This is a genomic window from Kordiimonas sp. (genome assembly GCF_965216265.1).
Lineage (GTDB): Bacteria > Pseudomonadota > Alphaproteobacteria > Sphingomonadales > Kordiimonadaceae > Kordiimonas.
On record NZ_OZ244153.1, the window covers coordinates 1,380,582 to 1,396,526 of the forward strand.

Genomic DNA, 15,945 nt, shown 5'->3' on the forward strand with positions numbered 1-15,945 from the left:
GTTTACGCGGCCTTCGTGAGGTCAGCGGGCAATGTGGGGCGTGCATCCACCGCAGCCTGTGTTACCGCCTGCACATAGGCCCGCTCTTCGCCTTCAAGCATCATGCGGGGCGCGCGCACAACTTCAGACCCACGGCCCATGATCTCTTCCACCAGCTTGATGCACTGCACAAGTGTCGGGATGGTGTCGAGATCCAGGAGCGGCATGAACCAGCGGTAAATTTCAAGCGCTTCTTCATAGCGCCCGGCTTTGGCGAGGTTATAGATAGCAACACTTTCGCGCGGGAAAGCGTTGGTGAGGCCAGACACCCAGCCCTGAGCACCCAGCATCAGGGATTCAAGCGCGATATCATCTACCCCACTAAAGATAGTAAACCGGTCACCAAAAGCGTTGTGCAGGTCGATGATGCGGCGGGTGTCCTCGGTCGATTCCTTCACAGCAACAAGGTTTTCGATCTTTGCCAACTCCGTCATCGTCTCGATCTTGATATCGATCTTGTAGGAAACCGGATTGTTATAGATCATGATCGGAAGATTGGTGGCTGCTGCCACCGTCTTGAAGTGCGAAATAATCTCACTCGGTTGGGCTTGGTATACCATGGCGGGCAGCACCATCAGCCCGTCTGCGCCAATGGTTTCAGCGTCGCTTGCGTATGCGGCAGCCGCTTTTGGCGTAAATTCCGCAACACCGGACAAGAGCGGCACGCGGCCACCCACCACTTCCACTGCCGCCTTCAATACAGACCGTTTTTCCTTCGCACTCAGGGAACAGTTTTCGCCTACAGTGCCAAGCGCGATGATGCCGTGCACCCCGTCCTTGATCAGGCCGTCAATCACCCGCTGGGTAGCCTCCAGATCAAGGCTTTCATCCTTTTTAAACTGCGTTGTGGTGGCAGGGAAAACGCCGGACCAGTCGATCATCTTTTTATCCTTCCAGATAAGAGCCAAAACAAAAAAGCGAGCAGGGAAGCCGACCCTCAACCTTCACACATGAAGGCGGGAATGGGGTGCACCAAACCAGAAGGGCCAAAATGGTGCGCAGCCTCCCCGCTCGCCAAGCGGGCTTGGCCGGGTTGTTGTTCGCCAGCCCCCGGCTTCAAGCCCAAATCCTGAATTGCGTATATTGTATACAATATGCTATTGCAAGAAAAAATGGGCAGAGTTGGAGTTGGTGCTGTGGCCAAAGAAGAGATCATCATCATCGGGGGTGGCATTATCGGCATCACCACTGCGCTTGAACTACAGGCGGCGGGCCACGGTGTTCTCGTGATCAACCGTGGGGGTGTGGGCAGTGGCTGCTCCTATGGCAACGCGGGGCATATAGCGGCGGAACATATCTTCCCACTCGCAACACCTGCGCTCCTCAGCGCCCTGCCCGGCCTGCTGCTTCAGCCCAATGGCCCAGTGAGCCTTCGTTGGCGATATATGCTGGGGCTGATGCCGTGGCTTGTGCGTTTCATATTATCCGCCCGGCCTGCTGTGGTGAAGCGCAGCACCGAAGCCATCGCGGGGTTGAATGCGGGTGCCGTGGCCGCATACCAAAACCTTGATGCGCGTTTTGGCCTTGATGGTCTTTTGAAGCGTGAGGGTACGCTGGTGGCTTACGCGCGGGAGAAGAACCTGGCTGGTGCCGCGCGGGAGCAAGCGGCCCTTGCCGATTTTGACGTTGAAAGCGCGCTGTGGGACGGGACCACCCTCCGGCATTTTGACCCGGCCCTGAACCCGCGCCTGAAGGGTGGGCTGTATTTCCCGAACTCTGCGCACATAAGCGACCCCTATGCCCTCACTCAAACCCTGATGGCCCATTTCCTGAAGCTCGGCGGCAGGATTGAAACGGCTGATATCACCCATATTGAAAGCAGCAAAGATTGCACGACGATCTGCTCAGCAGACCAAACATGGCAGGCGGCAAAAGTAGTGATCGCGGCGGGGGCCTTCTCTCACCTGCTGGCTCGGCAGCTTGGATATAAAATCCCGCTTGAGACCGAACGCGGTTATCATCTCGATATCCCGCACCCCAGCATAAACCCCCGTGTTCCCACAACTTTTTTTGAAAAACGCTTTGTCGCCACACCCATGCACCACACTCAAACGGCAGTTTTACGACTGGCTGGCCGTGTTGAATTTGGTGGGCTGGATGCGAAAATGACTGAAAAACAAGCACTTGCGCTGGTGCCGCTGGGGCAGGAATTACTGCCGGATTTGCGAGGTGACTACCGCCACACTCGCGCCACGGAAACCGTCACACATTCACCACCAAATGCCACACCTGGGGGCATCAGGCCGTGGATGGGGTTTCGCCCCACCCTGCCCGACAGCCTGCCCGTGATGGGGCCAGCGCCGGGGCACGCAAATATCTATTTTTGCTTTGGGCATCAACACCTTGGCTTAACCCAGGCGGCGGTGAGCGCGCAGTTGATGCTGGATGTTATTGAAGGCCGTGCGGCGGTTTTGGATATCCACCCCTTCCGGGCTGATCGTTTCTAGACCGTAATGAGTATTGTGGGCGCACTATTCCGCCAGCGGGTCGATATAGTCGCCTTCACCAAGGCCTTCAAGCGAGGCGCGGAAACGTTCAACCGTATGGTCAGCCTTGTCCGTATTGTCAAACTCGGCAACATGGAAAAGCGCGTCACCCTCGTTCACAATCGGCAGGTTTGTGCGCCCGATAACAACACCTTCCTGCGTTGCCTTGATCTCCACCTGCTCATCACCCAACAGGTCAGACAGATAGGCAAGCCTGTCGCCTGCTTCCACCCGTGTACCCAGCCGGATCGGCTCCCTGATGAGGCCGGAACGCGCGCCCCTGACCCAGTGTGAGCTATCTGCCTCCAGCGTCACGTGCGGCCTGCGTTTCACCTCGCGCTTGATCATGCCAATGGCGCCAAGCACGTTGAGGATACCCCGCACCCCGGCGCTCACTGCCAGCTTGTCAAACCGCAGCGCTTCCCCTGCTTCATACAGCAGTACAGGGATGCCCTTCTCGACCGCATAGCCACGCAAACTGCCGTCGCGCAAGCTCGCATTTACAATCACCGGTGTGTTAAAAGCACGAGCCAGCTTGGCTGTCTCCGCGTCCGCCATATTGGCGCGAATGTGCGGAAAGTTGGTGCGGTGGTTCGAGCCTGTGTGCAGGTCGATGCCATAATCAGACCGGTCAATAATCTGCTTCCTGAACACATGGGCCACGCGGGAGGTGAGCGAGCCATGCTCCGAGCCCGGGAAACCCCGGTTAAGGTCGCGCCGGTCCGGCATATAGCGGGTATGATGCAGGAAACCGTAGACGTTCACCACCGGCACACATAATAGCGTGCCCCGGATACGGTTCAGCGATTTCTGCTTAAGGAGCTGGCGGATGATCTCGATACCGTTGATCTCATCACCGTGGATGGCCGCATTGATGAAAACTGTGGGGCCATCCTTTTTGCCATGGATCACATGAAGCGGCATGGACAGCGGCGTATAACGCGACTGCCCCGGCATGGAAAGCGACATGGAGACCCGGTTGCCCGGTTGCACCTTTTGTCCTGCAATTTCAAAAGGCGCGCGTGTTTTCATGGGTTAGCCTTTGCCTTTGGTCTGGGTGCGATTCGGTTTCGCATTTGCTTCGATAAATTCGATGATCTTGCCCGCAACGTCAATCCCCGTTGCTTTCTCGATCCCCTCAAGCCCGGGAGAAGAGTTTACCTCCATAATCACCGGGCCGTGGTTGGAACGCAGCATATCAACACCCGCAACATTCAGCCCCATAACCTTGGCTGCTCGCACGGCTGTGGATCGTTCCTCAGGCGTAATTTTTATGGTGCGGGAAGAGCCACCCCGGTGCAGGTTGGAGCGGAACTCACCGTCCGCGCCCTTGCGCATCATCGAGGCGATCACCTTGCCGCCAACCACAAGGCAGCGGATATCCTGAGCTTTGGCTTCCTTGATATATTCCTGCACGAGGATATTGGCCTTCAGCTTGCCAAACGCCTGGATCATGGAGCGCGCGGCATCCATGGTATCCGCTAGCACAACACCCACGCCCTGTGTGCCTTCGAGAAGCTTGATCACCACCGGCGTACCGCCAACCATATCGATCAGGTCTTCGGCTTCGCTGGTAGCATGCGCAAAGGCCGTCAGCGGCAAGCCGATGCCGCGGCGGGAGAGAAGCTGGAACGAGCGCAGCTTGTCGCGGGAGCGTGTGATGGCAACAGATTCGTTCAAGGGATATATGCCCTGCACCTCAAACTGGCGCAACACGGCGGTACCAAATGATGTGATGGACGCGCCGATCCGCGGGATAACAGCATCATAACCTTCAACGATATCACCCCTGTAGCGCATCTCCGGTCGGTGCGAGGCAATGTTGATATAGACCTTGAGCGTATCGATGGGATCCATCGTGTGGCCACGTTTTTCAGCGGCCTCAATGAGCCGGACGTGGGAGTATAAATTGGCGTTACGGGTCAGGAGCGCGATACGCATTTTCCAAAATCCTTATTGTTGCCACCGGTCATCATCAGGTTCGCCAAGGCCGTAAGACAGGCCACTATCAACCAGATAACGCTTTGCAAGCGCTTGCCGGCCAACCAGAAGGCGGAACCCCATTTCGTCCCGATTTGTTAGTGTCAGCTCAATTTTCTGGACAAATGGCCCCAGCACGAGCGGCGTGGAAACCACCAGCCGCTTCTGCACAACACCATTTGAACTTTTTATCTCGCGCTCACCCACAATGGGGGCAGCGCACTTAATCTCTGGTTTCCTGTGCCGTTGCACGGGATGCACAAAAAACTCGGCCCATGGCGCACCGTCCCGCATGACTTTCTTGATGCGGTACGCGTGCAGGGCTGATGTTTTTGCGCCAGTGTCGATTTTCGCCTTGATGTTGGCGATTGAGAATTCCGGCAATCCCGCCCATTCCCGCCATCCAACAATCAACTTGCTTTTCATAAAGCGATCTCCAAGAGCGGCAAGGAAACTCGATCAATTATCTTACCGCGCAGTATCGCCGAACCGGCGCTGCCTCTATCTGAATTCTGACAACATTAGAAGCCAAATGTTTCATTGAGCAACAAAGAGTTGAAACTGAATACAAATACGCCCGGTTTTGAGCCGCTTCTCGGGTCGAACTTGATGGTGCATTGTCACAGTGTACCCTCTATCGGGCACAGGTTTACACAGCGTGGAAGCCCAAGGCATGGCGCGACTCTACCGCGAGCGGCCTCGCGTTACAACCGCACTGGCTATCAGTGATGGTTTTCCGGCAGGTTGCCCATAATTTTGCAAATATTGCAAAAATAACCTCGTATAATTTGTTGATATTTATAGATTACTACAAACGACGCTGCATATAATGCCGATAATATGAATATATTTTCATAATTTGCATTGATTTTTGCAATGACGCCGGTATCCTTCCAAGGAACCTGACTTCAGGGGCTCCCTATGAGCTGCTGAGCCTGGTTTCCTGAATTAGGGGCCTCTGTAGCCAACTGCCTATCCTCTCCCATCCAAGGCAGGCATTTGGTAAAGAGCATTCCTCCACCCTGGCAGCACATCTGCCGGGGTGTTTTTTTGCCAGCACTCGTCATCAAGCCTTGTGGAAAAATGGTTACTGTGTAACATCGCGAAAAACCATAAAGCGAGGGTTACAAATGATGAAATTTCTGTTTCTGCTTTGCGCGCTGCTGGGCACTGCGGTCCATGCGCAACAGGGTAACACATACCTGAAATGGAACATTGATCACACACAGCGCACACCGCGCCCTGCCTATCCGCTGACAACAGAGCAAGCCGCCGTCATTGATCACTACTCGCTGGTGTACGACCCGCAGGGACGCCTCACTCAGGTAACTTTTTTTCATGAAGGTCAGCCAAGCCCAGCCGGTGACTTTGGGGCCGCGATACTTACCTTCGCGTACGCGGCAGACAAAACAGTCGAGGCTTACCAGGATGTTGGGGGCGAGCCTGTCGCTGTGAATGGCGTCCTGCGCAAAATATATCACCATGGCCCATTAGGCTTCTGGGATCGCCTGACCTTTGAAACTGAAGACGGCACAGACATGACCGGAGATGGTTACAGTGAAGTGCATGTGACGCGTGATAGTGAAGGGCGCGTGGTGACGGAAACACGCTTTGACAAAAACGGGAACATCGTACCTGAACATAACGGCTTTGATCGCGCCTCTTTTGCTTATGACGCAAACGATATGGCACTATACCGGCGATTTGAGAACGCTGATGGCACACTCAAAAATGGCCGCCTGGGCTATGCGGGCGTTTTCTTTGAATTCGACCAATATGGTAATTTTCTAAATGAAGAAGCCCAGGACGCCAGCGGAAACCTCGCGCCCATGTCTGCTGGATTCAGCCGCATCGAATGGCGCGATTTTAACAGTTTTGGCAAACCGGCCCGGGTCAATTATTTCGACGCCGAATCCAGGCCTTATGCGCCCTACGCCTTTTCAACCCGCACTTATACACAAGCCATGCAACGCGACAGCGTCGCCTATTTTGACCAACACAGTCTCCCCACGATGCATCCAGCCGGGTTCCACCGCGTGGAGTATCACTACGGCGAAGGTGGCATCATTGAACGCAAGCTCTTTGACGCCGACGGGATACCTGTTACCAGCAGATAGCTTTCATGTCCTAAAGGACAGCAGAGCCAATCAGCGCTGCATATTTGGCCGTGATCAGGTTTACTGAAATACGGTCCAGGTACGGCTGCATGGGGCCTTTGGCAACAAAGCGGCGCAGCAGGTCGCTTGACGATACCATGGTCATGATCTTGGGCAGGATGCCACCGCCGAGGAATACGCCGCCGGTTGCGCCGTGCGCGAGGGCAATGTTACCGGCGGAACTGCCAACGATCGAGAGGAACAGTTGCACCGCACGCGTGCAAGACGGCGCACCGCCCTCACCCGCCAGTTTGGTGATTTCTGCAGGCGATAGCCCACGATCACCACTACCGCCATAATCAACCAGAAAACGGTGAATGCGAGCGATCCCCTCCCCGCACAGGAAGGTTTCAACAGACACATGGCCCATTTCTGCACGTAGGTGTTCTGTCAGGTCGTGCTCAAGCCGGGTAGACGGCGCAAAAGCCATGTTACCGCCCTCGGTAGGGACAGTGATCCATTCATTCTCAACAGGCACCAGAAGGGCAACCCCAAAACCGGTGCCCGGCCCCATAACAGAGATCGGGCCTTTGCTATCTTCAGTACCTTTTTTTAGCTGAATATAGTCGGTGCCTTCTTCAAGAAACTGACAGGCACCAGCAAGCGCTCCAAAATCGTTCAACAGCTTCACGCTCTCGAGCCGGTGGTCCGTCTCAAGCACACCGGCATCCGCCTGCCAACCAAGGTTGGTAAGCCTGCCATGGCGTGCTGTGGTGGGGCCTGCGATCGCAAGGCGTGCCATCTTGGGGCGCTCTGCCCCCAGTTGGCCAATATACTGGCCAAGCATCGGGCTAACGCCGGAAGAATCTGCACAGGGGAACACCGAAACTTTTTCAATGTGAGGTTTTTTTTCGCCCTCAATAAAGCGGGCAATCCCAAACCGTCCATTGGTGCCGCCAATATCGGCAACAATACACGTTTCAGTGTTTGACATAACGATCCCTTCCCCGGCGCAACTCAACACCATACTGCGCCAACCTCAACACGGGGGCCCTAAACTTCCCATTTAAGCCCCTTATGACCAATAGTGTTCTGTGTCTTTACCTTTGAAAGACAGCGCTGTCAATTCAGTAACGACGGGGCTTTTCGCAAACCTTTCGGAGCGCGCAATCCTTCGCCTCAGCAGAAAAACAGACCATAACGCCGCGTGCGACTTGATTCAGGCGCCCTAGTTTGCTGTGGTACGGATGGTGGGCGACCGCCCCAAAAAGAGTTTGAGGGGAAACATTGTGAAGCGTTTGGTTTTGGCAGCGCTGCTTTTAGCGACAGCTGCGTGTCAAAATACGCATACCCGGCAGCAGACCGCGCTGCAATTCATGCGCGTGGGGCCGGTGCCCGAGAGCGATGTTTCAGGCAAATGCGGGCTCAGCCTCAAAGCGCGGTCGAGGCCTTTTCCGTCCCGCGATGCGACCGTTTTTTTTCAGGAAACCGGAGAAACTGGCGCCCTGATTGCGCTGGACGGCGCGAGCCACGCCCTCCTTCAAACACGAGCGACCCGCGATACATTTGACGGCTTTCCAAGCCTGCAGGTGTTTGAAGCGCGAGACATGACCGCGCGCCTCTCCCTCCGACCTGCGCGATCGGATGAGGAAAAAGCGACAGGCACGCATATTGGTGTGCTGATGATCAATAAAACCGATGGCTGGTCGACAACCATACCGGTTTCCGGCACCATAGCCTGCAAATGAGCGCACCAGATATAACAACAGACGTCCTGATCATTGGTGGCGGCATCAACGGTGCCGGCATCGCGCGGGACGGTGTTGGCCGCGGCCTTTCCGTTACACTGGTGGAACAAAATGATCTGGCGAGCGCGACCTCAAGCGCCAGCTCCAAACTTATTCACGGCGGCCTGCGGTATCTGGAGCATTATGAGTTTCGCCTCGTGCGGGAAAGCCTGCAGGAACGCGAAATCCTGATGGGCATGGCCCCGCATCTTATCCACCCCATGCGGTTCATATTACCGTACCATAAAGGGCTCAGGCCCGCTTTTATCCTGCGCCTGGGGCTCTGGCTCTATGACCATATCGGGGGGCGCAAAAAACTGCCCGCCACCCGCACCCTGAACCTGCGGCGGTGCCCGCAGGGTGAACCGCTGAAGGATGACTTTAAAAAAGGTTTTGAATATTCAGACTGCTGGGTAGACGACAGCCGCTTGGTGATCGCCAATGCGCGGGATGCAGCCGACCGCGGTGCCACCATTTTGACTCGCCATAAATTCCTGCGCGCGAGTGTGGAAGGCGGTTTCTGGCTAGCGGAAATTGAAACCCCAGCCCGTAAACGCATCACCATCAAGGCACGAAGCTTGATCAACGCAGCGGGGCCGTGGGTTGATGCAGTTCAGGAACACTTGCCGGTAGATAGCGGGCGTGTGACCAACATGCGCCTTGTTAAAGGCAGCCATATTGTGGTGCCAAAGCTTTATGACGGCGAGCAAGCTTTCACGTTTCAGGGCAGCGACGGACGCGTGGTTTTTGCCATCCCTTACCGCGACAAATATACCATGATCGGCACGACCGATGTGCCCTTCACTGAAGACCCCGCCCGGGTACGTATTGACGACGAGGAGATAGAATATCTCTGCGCGCTGGCGTCTGACTATTTCAAATCAGCGATAACACCGGAGCAAGTGGTTTGGAGCTTCTCTGGTGTGCGCCCGCTATATGATGACGGGGCCAAAAATGCCTCCAAACTTACCCGCGATTATGTGCTGGACCTTGAAGCCAAAAATGGCGCGCCACCGTTTCTCAGCATCTATGGTGGCAAGGTCACAACATACAGGCGGCTGGCTGAAGATGTGTTTGAAAAGCTGCACCCTTATCTGCACGCCAAGGGGGATTGGACGGCAGGTGTGGCGCTACCGGGCGGTGATTTCCCCGGTGGTGACTTTGAGGCATTATACACGGCCATGCAGGCAAAGCTGGATTGGCTGAACCCTACCGTTCTAAGGCGCTTGTGCCTTGCATACGGTACAGCCGTTGAGCGTGCGACAGGCGGCGCTGTCAGCATAGGCGACCTCGGCCAGCATTTTGGTGCGGGCCTGTATAAAGCAGAAGTACGGTATCTGATGAGCGAAGAATGGGCGCACACGGCAGACGATGTGCTGTGGCGGCGCAGCAAGCTAGGGCTCGCCCTCACCGCCGCGGAACAGAAAACCCTGGCGGACTGGATGGCGGCACAGCCAGCCCCCTAAGTCACCCTAGGCAGAGAAAGCCTGCGCAGCCTTCACCGCGCGGTGCCACTTCTCGATTTGCGCTTTGCGCGTATCACCACCTGCTTCCGGATCAAAGCGTCGATCTGTCTGCCAATTCGCACGCAGATCATCCAGCGAGCCGTATATGCCCGCCTTAAGCCCAGCGAGATAAGCCGCACCAAGCGCTGTGGTTTCCATCACCACGGGCCGGTCCACCTGCAGCCCAAGCGTGTTTGAAAGCGTTTGAACCATCCAGTCGTTCGCCACCATGCCGCCGTCTACCCTGAGCACAGAGGGCGTGATCCCGTCTTCCGCCATGGCACTGAAAAGGTCATGCGTCTGAAAACACACGGCTTCAAGTGTGGCGCGCACAATCTCTGCCCGTGTGGTGCCGCGTGTCATGCCGAAGATCGCCGCGCGCACGTCCGGGTCCCAGTGCGGTGCACCAAGCCCGGTAAATGCGGGCACCATATAAACTCCGCCGCTATGCGCAACGGAGGTGGCGAGCTTTTCACTTTCCTTGGCGCTTTCAATAATTTTAATGCCGTCCCTGAGCCACTGCACCGCAGCACCCGCAATGAAGATGGAGCCCTCAAGCGCGTATGTGGTTTCCCCCTTCAGCCGGTAGGCCACTGTGGTGAGCAGCCGGTTCTGGGAGGGCACAAATTTGGTGCCCGTGTTCATCAACACAAAACAGCCGGTGCCATAGGTGCTTTTGATCGCGCCAACATCAAAACAGCATTGGCCAATGGCCGCTGCCTGCTGGTCGCCCGCCACCCCAAGAATAGGGATGCTGCGACCAAAAAGCTCTGGCGCTGTCACACCAAATTCCGCCGCGCTGTCCAGCACATCCGGCAACACAGAAGCTGGCACGTTAAAAAGCTTTAAAAGCTCATCGTCCCATTCCTGAGTGCGAATGTTGAACAGGCTGGTGCGGCTCGCATTGGTAGCGTCGGTGGCATGTACCTTCCCGCCTGTGAGCTTCAATATCAGGAAGCTGTCGATCGTGCCCCACGCCAGCTTGCCTGCGTCAGCACTTGCCCGCGCGCCAGACACATTGTCCAGCATCCACGCCACTTTGGTGGCGGAAAAATAGGGGTCGAGTAGCAGGCCGGTTTTATCCTGCACGGCCTCTTCCGCGCCGTCGGCCTTGAGCTTGCGGCAAACATCTGCCGTGCGCCTGTCCTGCCACACAATTGCACGGTGCAGCGGCTTACCGGTATCACGGTCCCACAGAACAGAGGTTTCGCGCTGGTTGGTGATGCCGATGGCTACAACACGGTGGCCCTGCGCCTCGGCTTCCTTTAATGCGGCCTGCGCGGTCTCAAGGCTTGTTTGCCATATCTCATCCGCGTCATGCTCCACCCAGCCGTCATCCGGATAATGCTGCGAAAATTCCTGCTGCGCGCTGGCAATAATATCCCCCGCTTTACCAAACACGATGGCACGACTGCTGGTCGTGCCCTGGTCCATCGCGAGGATGCAATCAGATTGTTGTGTCGTCATAAAAACATGTCCCCCGAATAAGGCAGGCATAGTGCCTACGCTGACCGGAGGACAGTTTGGCATCACTTGCGCCCGCCTTCAACAGCCGGGCGCAGCGGGCGCTATTTTGCTGGCGTGAAGCGAACGGCCATGCCGCCACCGGGCGCCAGCGGCAGGTCAAGCGCATCAGCGGCCGTGACCTTTCTGCTCTCAATCACCATGGCGTAGGGGTTGGTATCCCAATCTGCATCCGGGCCGTCACGATAAATCTCCGCTTTATACGCCTGCCCCGGCGTGAGGAAATCAAGCTTCACGGATAGCGTGCGAGCTTCCTCATTGGTGAGACTGCCAAGAAACCAGTCTTCGCTGCCCTTTGCTTTGCGCGCGAAGGTCACATATTCACCAATCTCTCCGTTCAGCGCGATGCTTTCAGACCAGTCTGTGGGCACATCGCGAATAAACTGGAAAGCATCAAGCCGTGCTTCGTAATTTTCCGGCAGGTCCGCCGCCATCTGGATCGGGCTATAGATCACCACATAAAGCGAAAGCTGTTTCGCGAGCGTGGTACGCACACGGTCATTTGGCTGCGCTTCCTCGAATAGGAGATCAAAGATGCCGGGCGTGAAATCCATCGGGCCAGACAACATGCGTGTGTATGGCAGTACTGCCGTATGGCTGGGCGGGTTGCCGGGGGACCCCCAGGCGTTATATTCCTGCCCACGCGCGCCTTCCCGCGCCAGCCAGTTTGGATAGGTACGGCGCAGGCCTGTATCCTTGATCGGCTCATGGGCGTTGATCGAGATTTTATGCTTCGCAGCTTCTATGAGTACACGCTCGTGGTGCTGACTCATGAACTGGCCGTCGTGCCACTCGTAAACTGCGTTGCCGTCTTCATCCAGGCGCTTGATATCGCCCGCGTGCGCCACATACCCGGTTTTTACCTGCGCGATGCCGTTTTTAGCAAACAAGGCAAAGCTGTCTGCCATTTGGTTTTCATAGTTTGTTACGCTGCCGGAAGTTTCATGATGCCCGATGATACGTACGCCGCGTTCCCGTGCGTACTGGCCCAGTTCATCAAAGTCATAATCCGGGTAGGGTTTGGTGAAATTGAACACGTCTCCGTTATGGAACCAGTCACCGTCCCAGCCTTCGTTCCAGCCTTCGACCAGTACACCGTCAAAACCATATTTTGCCGCGAAGTCGATATAGCGCTTGGTGTTTTCTGTTGTTGCACCGTGGATTGGGCCAGACCCCCAGCTTTCAACACCCAAGTGCATGCCCCACCAGATGCCGACATATTTACCCGGCTGCACCCATGAAACATCGCCCAGCTTGTTGGGCTCATTCAGGTTCAAAATGAGGTTTGAGTTCAAGAGACCGGTTGCTGCTTCCGCAATCTGGATCGTGCGCCACGGTGTTACGAACGCACCCTCTTGCCGCACCTTCACACCATCCGGCCCGGGGGCCAGGTTCGCCTTGAATGTAGTAGCGTGGCTTTTCTCAAGCGACATGCCGGAATAGTTGGTCAGCGCCGCTTCATGGACCGATATATGCAGCCCGTCATCCCGGCGCATGGTGATTGGCGTGTGCGCCATAGGCACCTGATGCAACTGGGTTTCGTTGTAGACATACTCATATCGGTTCCACCAGCGCGCCGGCATCCACCACACGCGCGCCTCTTCCGCGAAGGCAAATTCGGTGATCTCGTCCGTGATGCCTATTTTGCCAAAACCGCTATCAGCAGGCACGTCGTAGCGGAAACCAAGGCCGTCATCAAACACCCGAAAAATAACATTCAGGTACCGCTTCGGGCCCTTTTGTTCCGTAACCGTAACCTTCAGCTCGTTAAAGTGATTGCGAACCGTCTCACGCTCGCCCCACGGCAGCGTCCATGTCTCATCACCAGACGTCTCCGCAGCCCCGGTAATGCTCAGACCATCGTCAAAGCCGTCCGCTTCCGACAGCCGAAAACCAAGGCGAGACGGCGCCAGCACCGGTTTTCCTTTATAAGAAACCTCATAGTAGAGCCGATCGCTATCGGCGCTGACAGTTACAGAAATCTCGCCGTTTGGTGACGACACCATCGCGGGCTCATCCGCGAGCAGCGCCGATGTTCCAACCACGACAAACAGAAATAAAGTGAATAGACGCAAAATCATTGAAAACCCCTCAACCATCGTGAAGCGTGCCACACCGTTCGCTCGGAACTGTGAGACGCCAGATTACCACATTCACGCTTCGCCCGAGGGGCCCGGGTCTTGTTTTATATTGGAAGCGACCTTGGGGAGAGCACCGGATAGCCGGTCAATCCTTCCCACGTTCGGTGTAGGAATATTTGACAGCGCTGTCAACAATTATGCCATGAACGTGTTATAAAAGCTCTGAGGCCAAAACCTGCTCGGGTGGATCCCCCGGCCGCGCCGATATGCCACCCTCGATGACTGACCGCAACACTGCTGCCAGATAACGAGCCATCCGTTCCTGCCGCACCGTATCCCACACCAATCGATTGTTGATCGCGACCATCGCACCCACCACGTTTTTCCGCACCCCGTGTTTGGCTAGGGTATGGGTCACAGTAGCTGACGGCTCAAACGGCCAATCATTTTGCACACTATAGCTTTTGTCGTGCTCAATAGCGGTGATCAGCGACCCTGCAAGCCTGTCATCCTGGCCCCCGTAAACACCGATATCAAATGGTTCTGCCCCGTAGCTTTCAGGATCAAACGTCTGGATAGATATAAGAAGCGCCAATGGGCACCTACGGCCAACGGTGTTGAGACCAGCCTCCACGGCCTAATGAAACGGCAGATAAAGCGCATCATACCGGGCACGTATGGCATTGTCCTCAAGGGACTGGTTGCCGGGAATACGACGACTGCCATATTGGCACGGTATTGCGTCCTCGCTGTCTGGTGCGCGATTGCAGTTATAGGCAAGACGGGAAAACCGCTGTAGCACGGCTTGTGCATCAATAAGGTTCGCAAGATGTTCGGCCAAGGGTGCTGCGCCTATATCCCAGGCAATGTGATCCTCCAGCACGTCACGCGTCAACCCAAGGGTGCCCAAGCGTTCAGGCAAGCGGTTGGACGCATGCTCGCATACCAATACAAGCGGTGCTGAACCAAGTGGATTGATCCGCTCAACCGCCGGACCATCGTTTCCTCCGAGCAAAGGCCCCAGCATCAATTCCCTCGCTATTTTGCTGCTTCACGTACCGGCAACTAGGGTGTGCAGCACAAATATTAAGGTGGTGTGACGCCACGAGTTTTTCACTCAAGTACGCAGTTTGGACATCTTGACATCGGAGCCGGGGTGGGGTGCACTGCGCCCGCTCAAAACCAAATCAAAAAGGGTAGAACACCGCCCACCGACAGGAGGACAACAAAAGACATGATGCGCCCATTTTCTCTCAAAACTCGCCTCTGGCATACCTGCCCAAGCCTCAAATGGCTGCTCGCTTTAGCGCTAGCTCTCTGCACGCCTATGAGCGTTTCCGCTCGAGATATCAAGGTCACTGTGGATGCATCATACGCCGAGTATCTTCTCGATATAGTGTGCACGGGCAACGAGGTAGACGAGAAATTTCTCCGCACCTATGCGCCGCTTCAAAGCCAGATTGAGCATCATTCCAGCATGTCTGATAAGCGGAATTTCAACGCCTTTGTTACGAGCCTGCAGGCTGCATCACATTGCCAAGTGCCAGAGAAAGATGTGTTCCGCTTTGCACCCATCATTGAAGACAAAGCCAAGTTTGAAACAGTGGTTGCTTTTTTTAAGGAACAAGGGCCCGCAATCGAAGCTTTTGTTGGTGAAACGCTGGCCCCTTACCTGCCTGAAGACCTTGAATATGAGGGCGACCTTATCTTGTCTGTCATTGGGAACCCTTGCGGAGGGTTTGCCGTGTCCGGGCGTTTCTATCTCGCGCTCAATTGTCTGACAGGCAGTTATCAGGAAGATTTTGAAACCGCCAAACTCATCTCCACCCATGAAATTTTCCATGACATGCAGCACAACTTTTTCTTCGAGAAGGGAATGGACTTCAAGGACGTTACAACACCGGATGAAGGATACCGGTTTCTGTTCCAACAGCTATTGATGGAAGGGACGGCAGAATATGTTGCTGACAGCCGCCAGATCACAGGCTCAGGCTTTTTGTCAAACCTCCTCAAAGGGTTTTCGGACAACGGGAACAGCCAGATGGCACAGCATATCCGCACCTTTGGGTACGCCGCAGACATCATTGGTGATTATGACGACTGGCACACACGACTGCACGATATGTTCATGATGGGTTTCACAGGCGCCGGCCGCCAGATTTTCTATTACGCGGGTGCAGGCATGGCCCGCCACATGGAAGCAACTCTCGGGCGTGCATCACTGGTGTGCGTAATGCACCTGCCTGCGGAGCAGTTTGTGCTCGCCTACCAGTCAGCAGCGCTTTCGTCACCAAACGAGGTCGCTGGCCCGCTCAGCCCCGCAATGATCGACATCGCGAAGCGCATGAGCGATGAACGCACCGCTGACCTAAGGTATGAAAGCTGTCTTGAATAGTACCCCTCCATGCCCAAGTTGGGCACAAAGGGGTATTTCCACCATATCGGGC

14 protein-coding genes are annotated in these 15,945 nt (G+C 55.7%); 5 read left to right on the plus strand and 9 right to left on the minus strand.

The window, feature by feature from the left end; genetic code table 11:
• Positions 1–2: 2 nt before the first annotated feature.
• Complete coding sequence (locus tag ACOOGA_RS06320) at positions 3–920, minus strand: dihydrodipicolinate synthase family protein (protein WP_420430003.1); 918 nt, start codon at positions 918–920, stop codon at positions 3–5.
• 231 nt (positions 921–1,151) lie between these two features.
• Between ACOOGA_RS06320 and ACOOGA_RS06325 the strand changes: the two genes are divergently transcribed.
• Positions 1,152–2,486, plus strand: a complete 1,335-nt coding sequence (locus ACOOGA_RS06325; RefSeq protein WP_420430004.1) for an NAD(P)/FAD-dependent oxidoreductase — start codon at positions 1,152–1,154, stop codon at positions 2,484–2,486.
• A 24-nt stretch (positions 2,487–2,510) separates the two neighbouring features.
• Here ACOOGA_RS06325 and ACOOGA_RS06330 read toward each other — a convergent pair whose 3' ends face one another.
• From ACOOGA_RS06330 to ACOOGA_RS06340, 3 genes are read right to left on the minus strand one after another with little or no spacing between them, the layout of a single operon-like run.
• Positions 2,511–3,557: a succinylglutamate desuccinylase/aspartoacylase family protein gene (locus ACOOGA_RS06330; protein WP_417462419.1), complete on the minus strand. Its 1,047-nt coding sequence runs from the start codon at positions 3,555–3,557 to the stop codon at positions 2,511–2,513.
• 3 nt (positions 3,558–3,560) lie between these two features.
• Positions 3,561–4,466, minus strand: a complete 906-nt coding sequence (rimK, locus tag ACOOGA_RS06335) for a 30S ribosomal protein S6--L-glutamate ligase (RefSeq protein ID WP_417462418.1) — start codon at positions 4,464–4,466, stop codon at positions 3,561–3,563.
• 12 nt (positions 4,467–4,478) lie between these two features.
• A complete protein-coding gene (locus ACOOGA_RS06340) occupies positions 4,479–4,931 on the minus strand; it encodes an ATP-dependent zinc protease (RefSeq protein ID WP_417462417.1) in 453 nt (150 codons plus the stop codon).
• Between the two features lie 647 nt (positions 4,932–5,578).
• On the opposite strand from ACOOGA_RS06340, the gene ACOOGA_RS06345 reads away from it, so the two are divergent.
• Positions 5,579–6,622 (plus strand): hypothetical protein, encoded by a 1,044-nt coding sequence (locus ACOOGA_RS06345; RefSeq protein WP_420430005.1) that lies wholly within the window; start codon positions 5,579–5,581, stop codon positions 6,620–6,622.
• Between the two features lie 10 nt (positions 6,623–6,632).
• Here the strand turns inward: ACOOGA_RS06345 and ACOOGA_RS06350 are convergent, their stop codons facing one another.
• A complete protein-coding gene (locus ACOOGA_RS06350) occupies positions 6,633–7,595 on the minus strand; it encodes a glucokinase (RefSeq protein ID WP_420430006.1) in 963 nt (320 codons plus the stop codon).
• 295 nt (positions 7,596–7,890) lie between these two features.
• Between ACOOGA_RS06350 and ACOOGA_RS06355 the strand changes: the two genes are divergently transcribed.
• Together ACOOGA_RS06355 and glpD are read left to right on the plus strand one after the other, a co-directional pair.
• A complete protein-coding gene (locus ACOOGA_RS06355) occupies positions 7,891–8,349 on the plus strand; it encodes a hypothetical protein (RefSeq protein WP_420430007.1) in 459 nt (152 codons plus the stop codon).
• Positions 8,346–9,854: a glycerol-3-phosphate dehydrogenase gene (glpD, locus tag ACOOGA_RS06360; RefSeq protein WP_420430008.1), complete on the plus strand. Its 1,509-nt coding sequence runs from the start codon at positions 8,346–8,348 to the stop codon at positions 9,852–9,854. The genes ACOOGA_RS06355 and glpD overlap by 4 nt, the downstream gene beginning before the upstream one ends.
• Positions 9,855–9,860: 6 nt before the next feature.
• Here glpD and glpK read toward each other — a convergent pair whose 3' ends face one another.
• The 4 genes from glpK to ACOOGA_RS06380 form a co-directional block, all read right to left on the minus strand.
• On the minus strand, positions 9,861–11,360 hold the full coding sequence (gene glpK / locus ACOOGA_RS06365; protein ID WP_420430009.1) for a glycerol kinase GlpK: 1,500 nt from the start codon (positions 11,358–11,360) through the stop codon (positions 9,861–9,863).
• Positions 11,361–11,461: 101 nt separating this feature from the next.
• Complete coding sequence (locus ACOOGA_RS06370; RefSeq protein ID WP_420430010.1) at positions 11,462–13,498, minus strand: glycoside hydrolase family 97 protein; 2,037 nt, start codon at positions 13,496–13,498, stop codon at positions 11,462–11,464.
• 211 nt (positions 13,499–13,709) lie between these two features.
• The gene (locus tag ACOOGA_RS06375) at positions 13,710–14,093 is read right to left on the minus strand and encodes a hypothetical protein (protein WP_420430011.1); all 384 of its coding nucleotides are present in this window, start codon (positions 14,091–14,093) and stop codon (positions 13,710–13,712) included.
• Between the two features lie 42 nt (positions 14,094–14,135).
• Positions 14,136–14,525, minus strand: coding sequence for an N-formylglutamate amidohydrolase (locus ACOOGA_RS06380; RefSeq protein WP_420430012.1), 390 nt, complete (start codon positions 14,523–14,525; stop codon positions 14,136–14,138).
• 300 nt (positions 14,526–14,825) lie between these two features.
• Here ACOOGA_RS06380 and ACOOGA_RS06385 point away from each other — a divergent pair, with 300 nt between their 5' ends.
• A complete protein-coding gene (locus ACOOGA_RS06385) occupies positions 14,826–15,893 on the plus strand; it encodes a DUF5700 domain-containing putative Zn-dependent protease (RefSeq protein ID WP_420430013.1) in 1,068 nt (355 codons plus the stop codon).
• Positions 15,894–15,945 lie beyond the last annotated feature (52 nt).

What these genes read in the sequence shown, in the direction of transcription:
- ACOOGA_RS06350 (WP_420430006.1), bottom strand. Translation starts at nt 7,595, where the DNA reads ATGTCAAACACTGAAACGTGTATTGTTGCCGATATTGGCGGCACCAAT.
- glpD (WP_420430008.1), top strand. Translation starts at nt 8,346, where the DNA reads ATGAGCGCACCAGATATAACAACAGACGTCCTGATCATTGGTGGCGGC.
- ACOOGA_RS06330 (WP_417462419.1), bottom strand. Translation starts at nt 3,557, where the DNA reads ATGAAAACACGCGCGCCTTTTGAAATTGCAGGACAAAAGGTGCAACCG.
- ACOOGA_RS06320 (WP_420430003.1), bottom strand. Translation starts at nt 920, where the DNA reads ATGATCGACTGGTCCGGCGTTTTCCCTGCCACCACAACGCAGTTTAAA.
- ACOOGA_RS06380 (WP_420430012.1), bottom strand. Translation starts at nt 14,525, where the DNA reads ATGCTGGGGCCTTTGCTCGGAGGAAACGATGGTCCGGCGGTTGAGCGG.
- glpK (WP_420430009.1), bottom strand. Translation starts at nt 11,360, where the DNA reads ATGACGACACAACAATCTGATTGCATCCTCGCGATGGACCAGGGCACG.
- ACOOGA_RS06340 (WP_417462417.1), bottom strand. Translation starts at nt 4,931, where the DNA reads ATGAAAAGCAAGTTGATTGTTGGATGGCGGGAATGGGCGGGATTGCCG.
- ACOOGA_RS06370 (WP_420430010.1), bottom strand. Translation starts at nt 13,498, where the DNA reads ATGATTTTGCGTCTATTCACTTTATTTCTGTTTGTCGTGGTTGGAACA.
- ACOOGA_RS06385 (WP_420430013.1), top strand. Translation starts at nt 14,826, where the DNA reads ATGAGCGTTTCCGCTCGAGATATCAAGGTCACTGTGGATGCATCATAC.
- rimK (WP_417462418.1), bottom strand. Translation starts at nt 4,466, where the DNA reads ATGCGTATCGCGCTCCTGACCCGTAACGCCAATTTATACTCCCACGTC.
- ACOOGA_RS06325 (WP_420430004.1), top strand. Translation starts at nt 1,152, where the DNA reads ATGGGCAGAGTTGGAGTTGGTGCTGTGGCCAAAGAAGAGATCATCATC.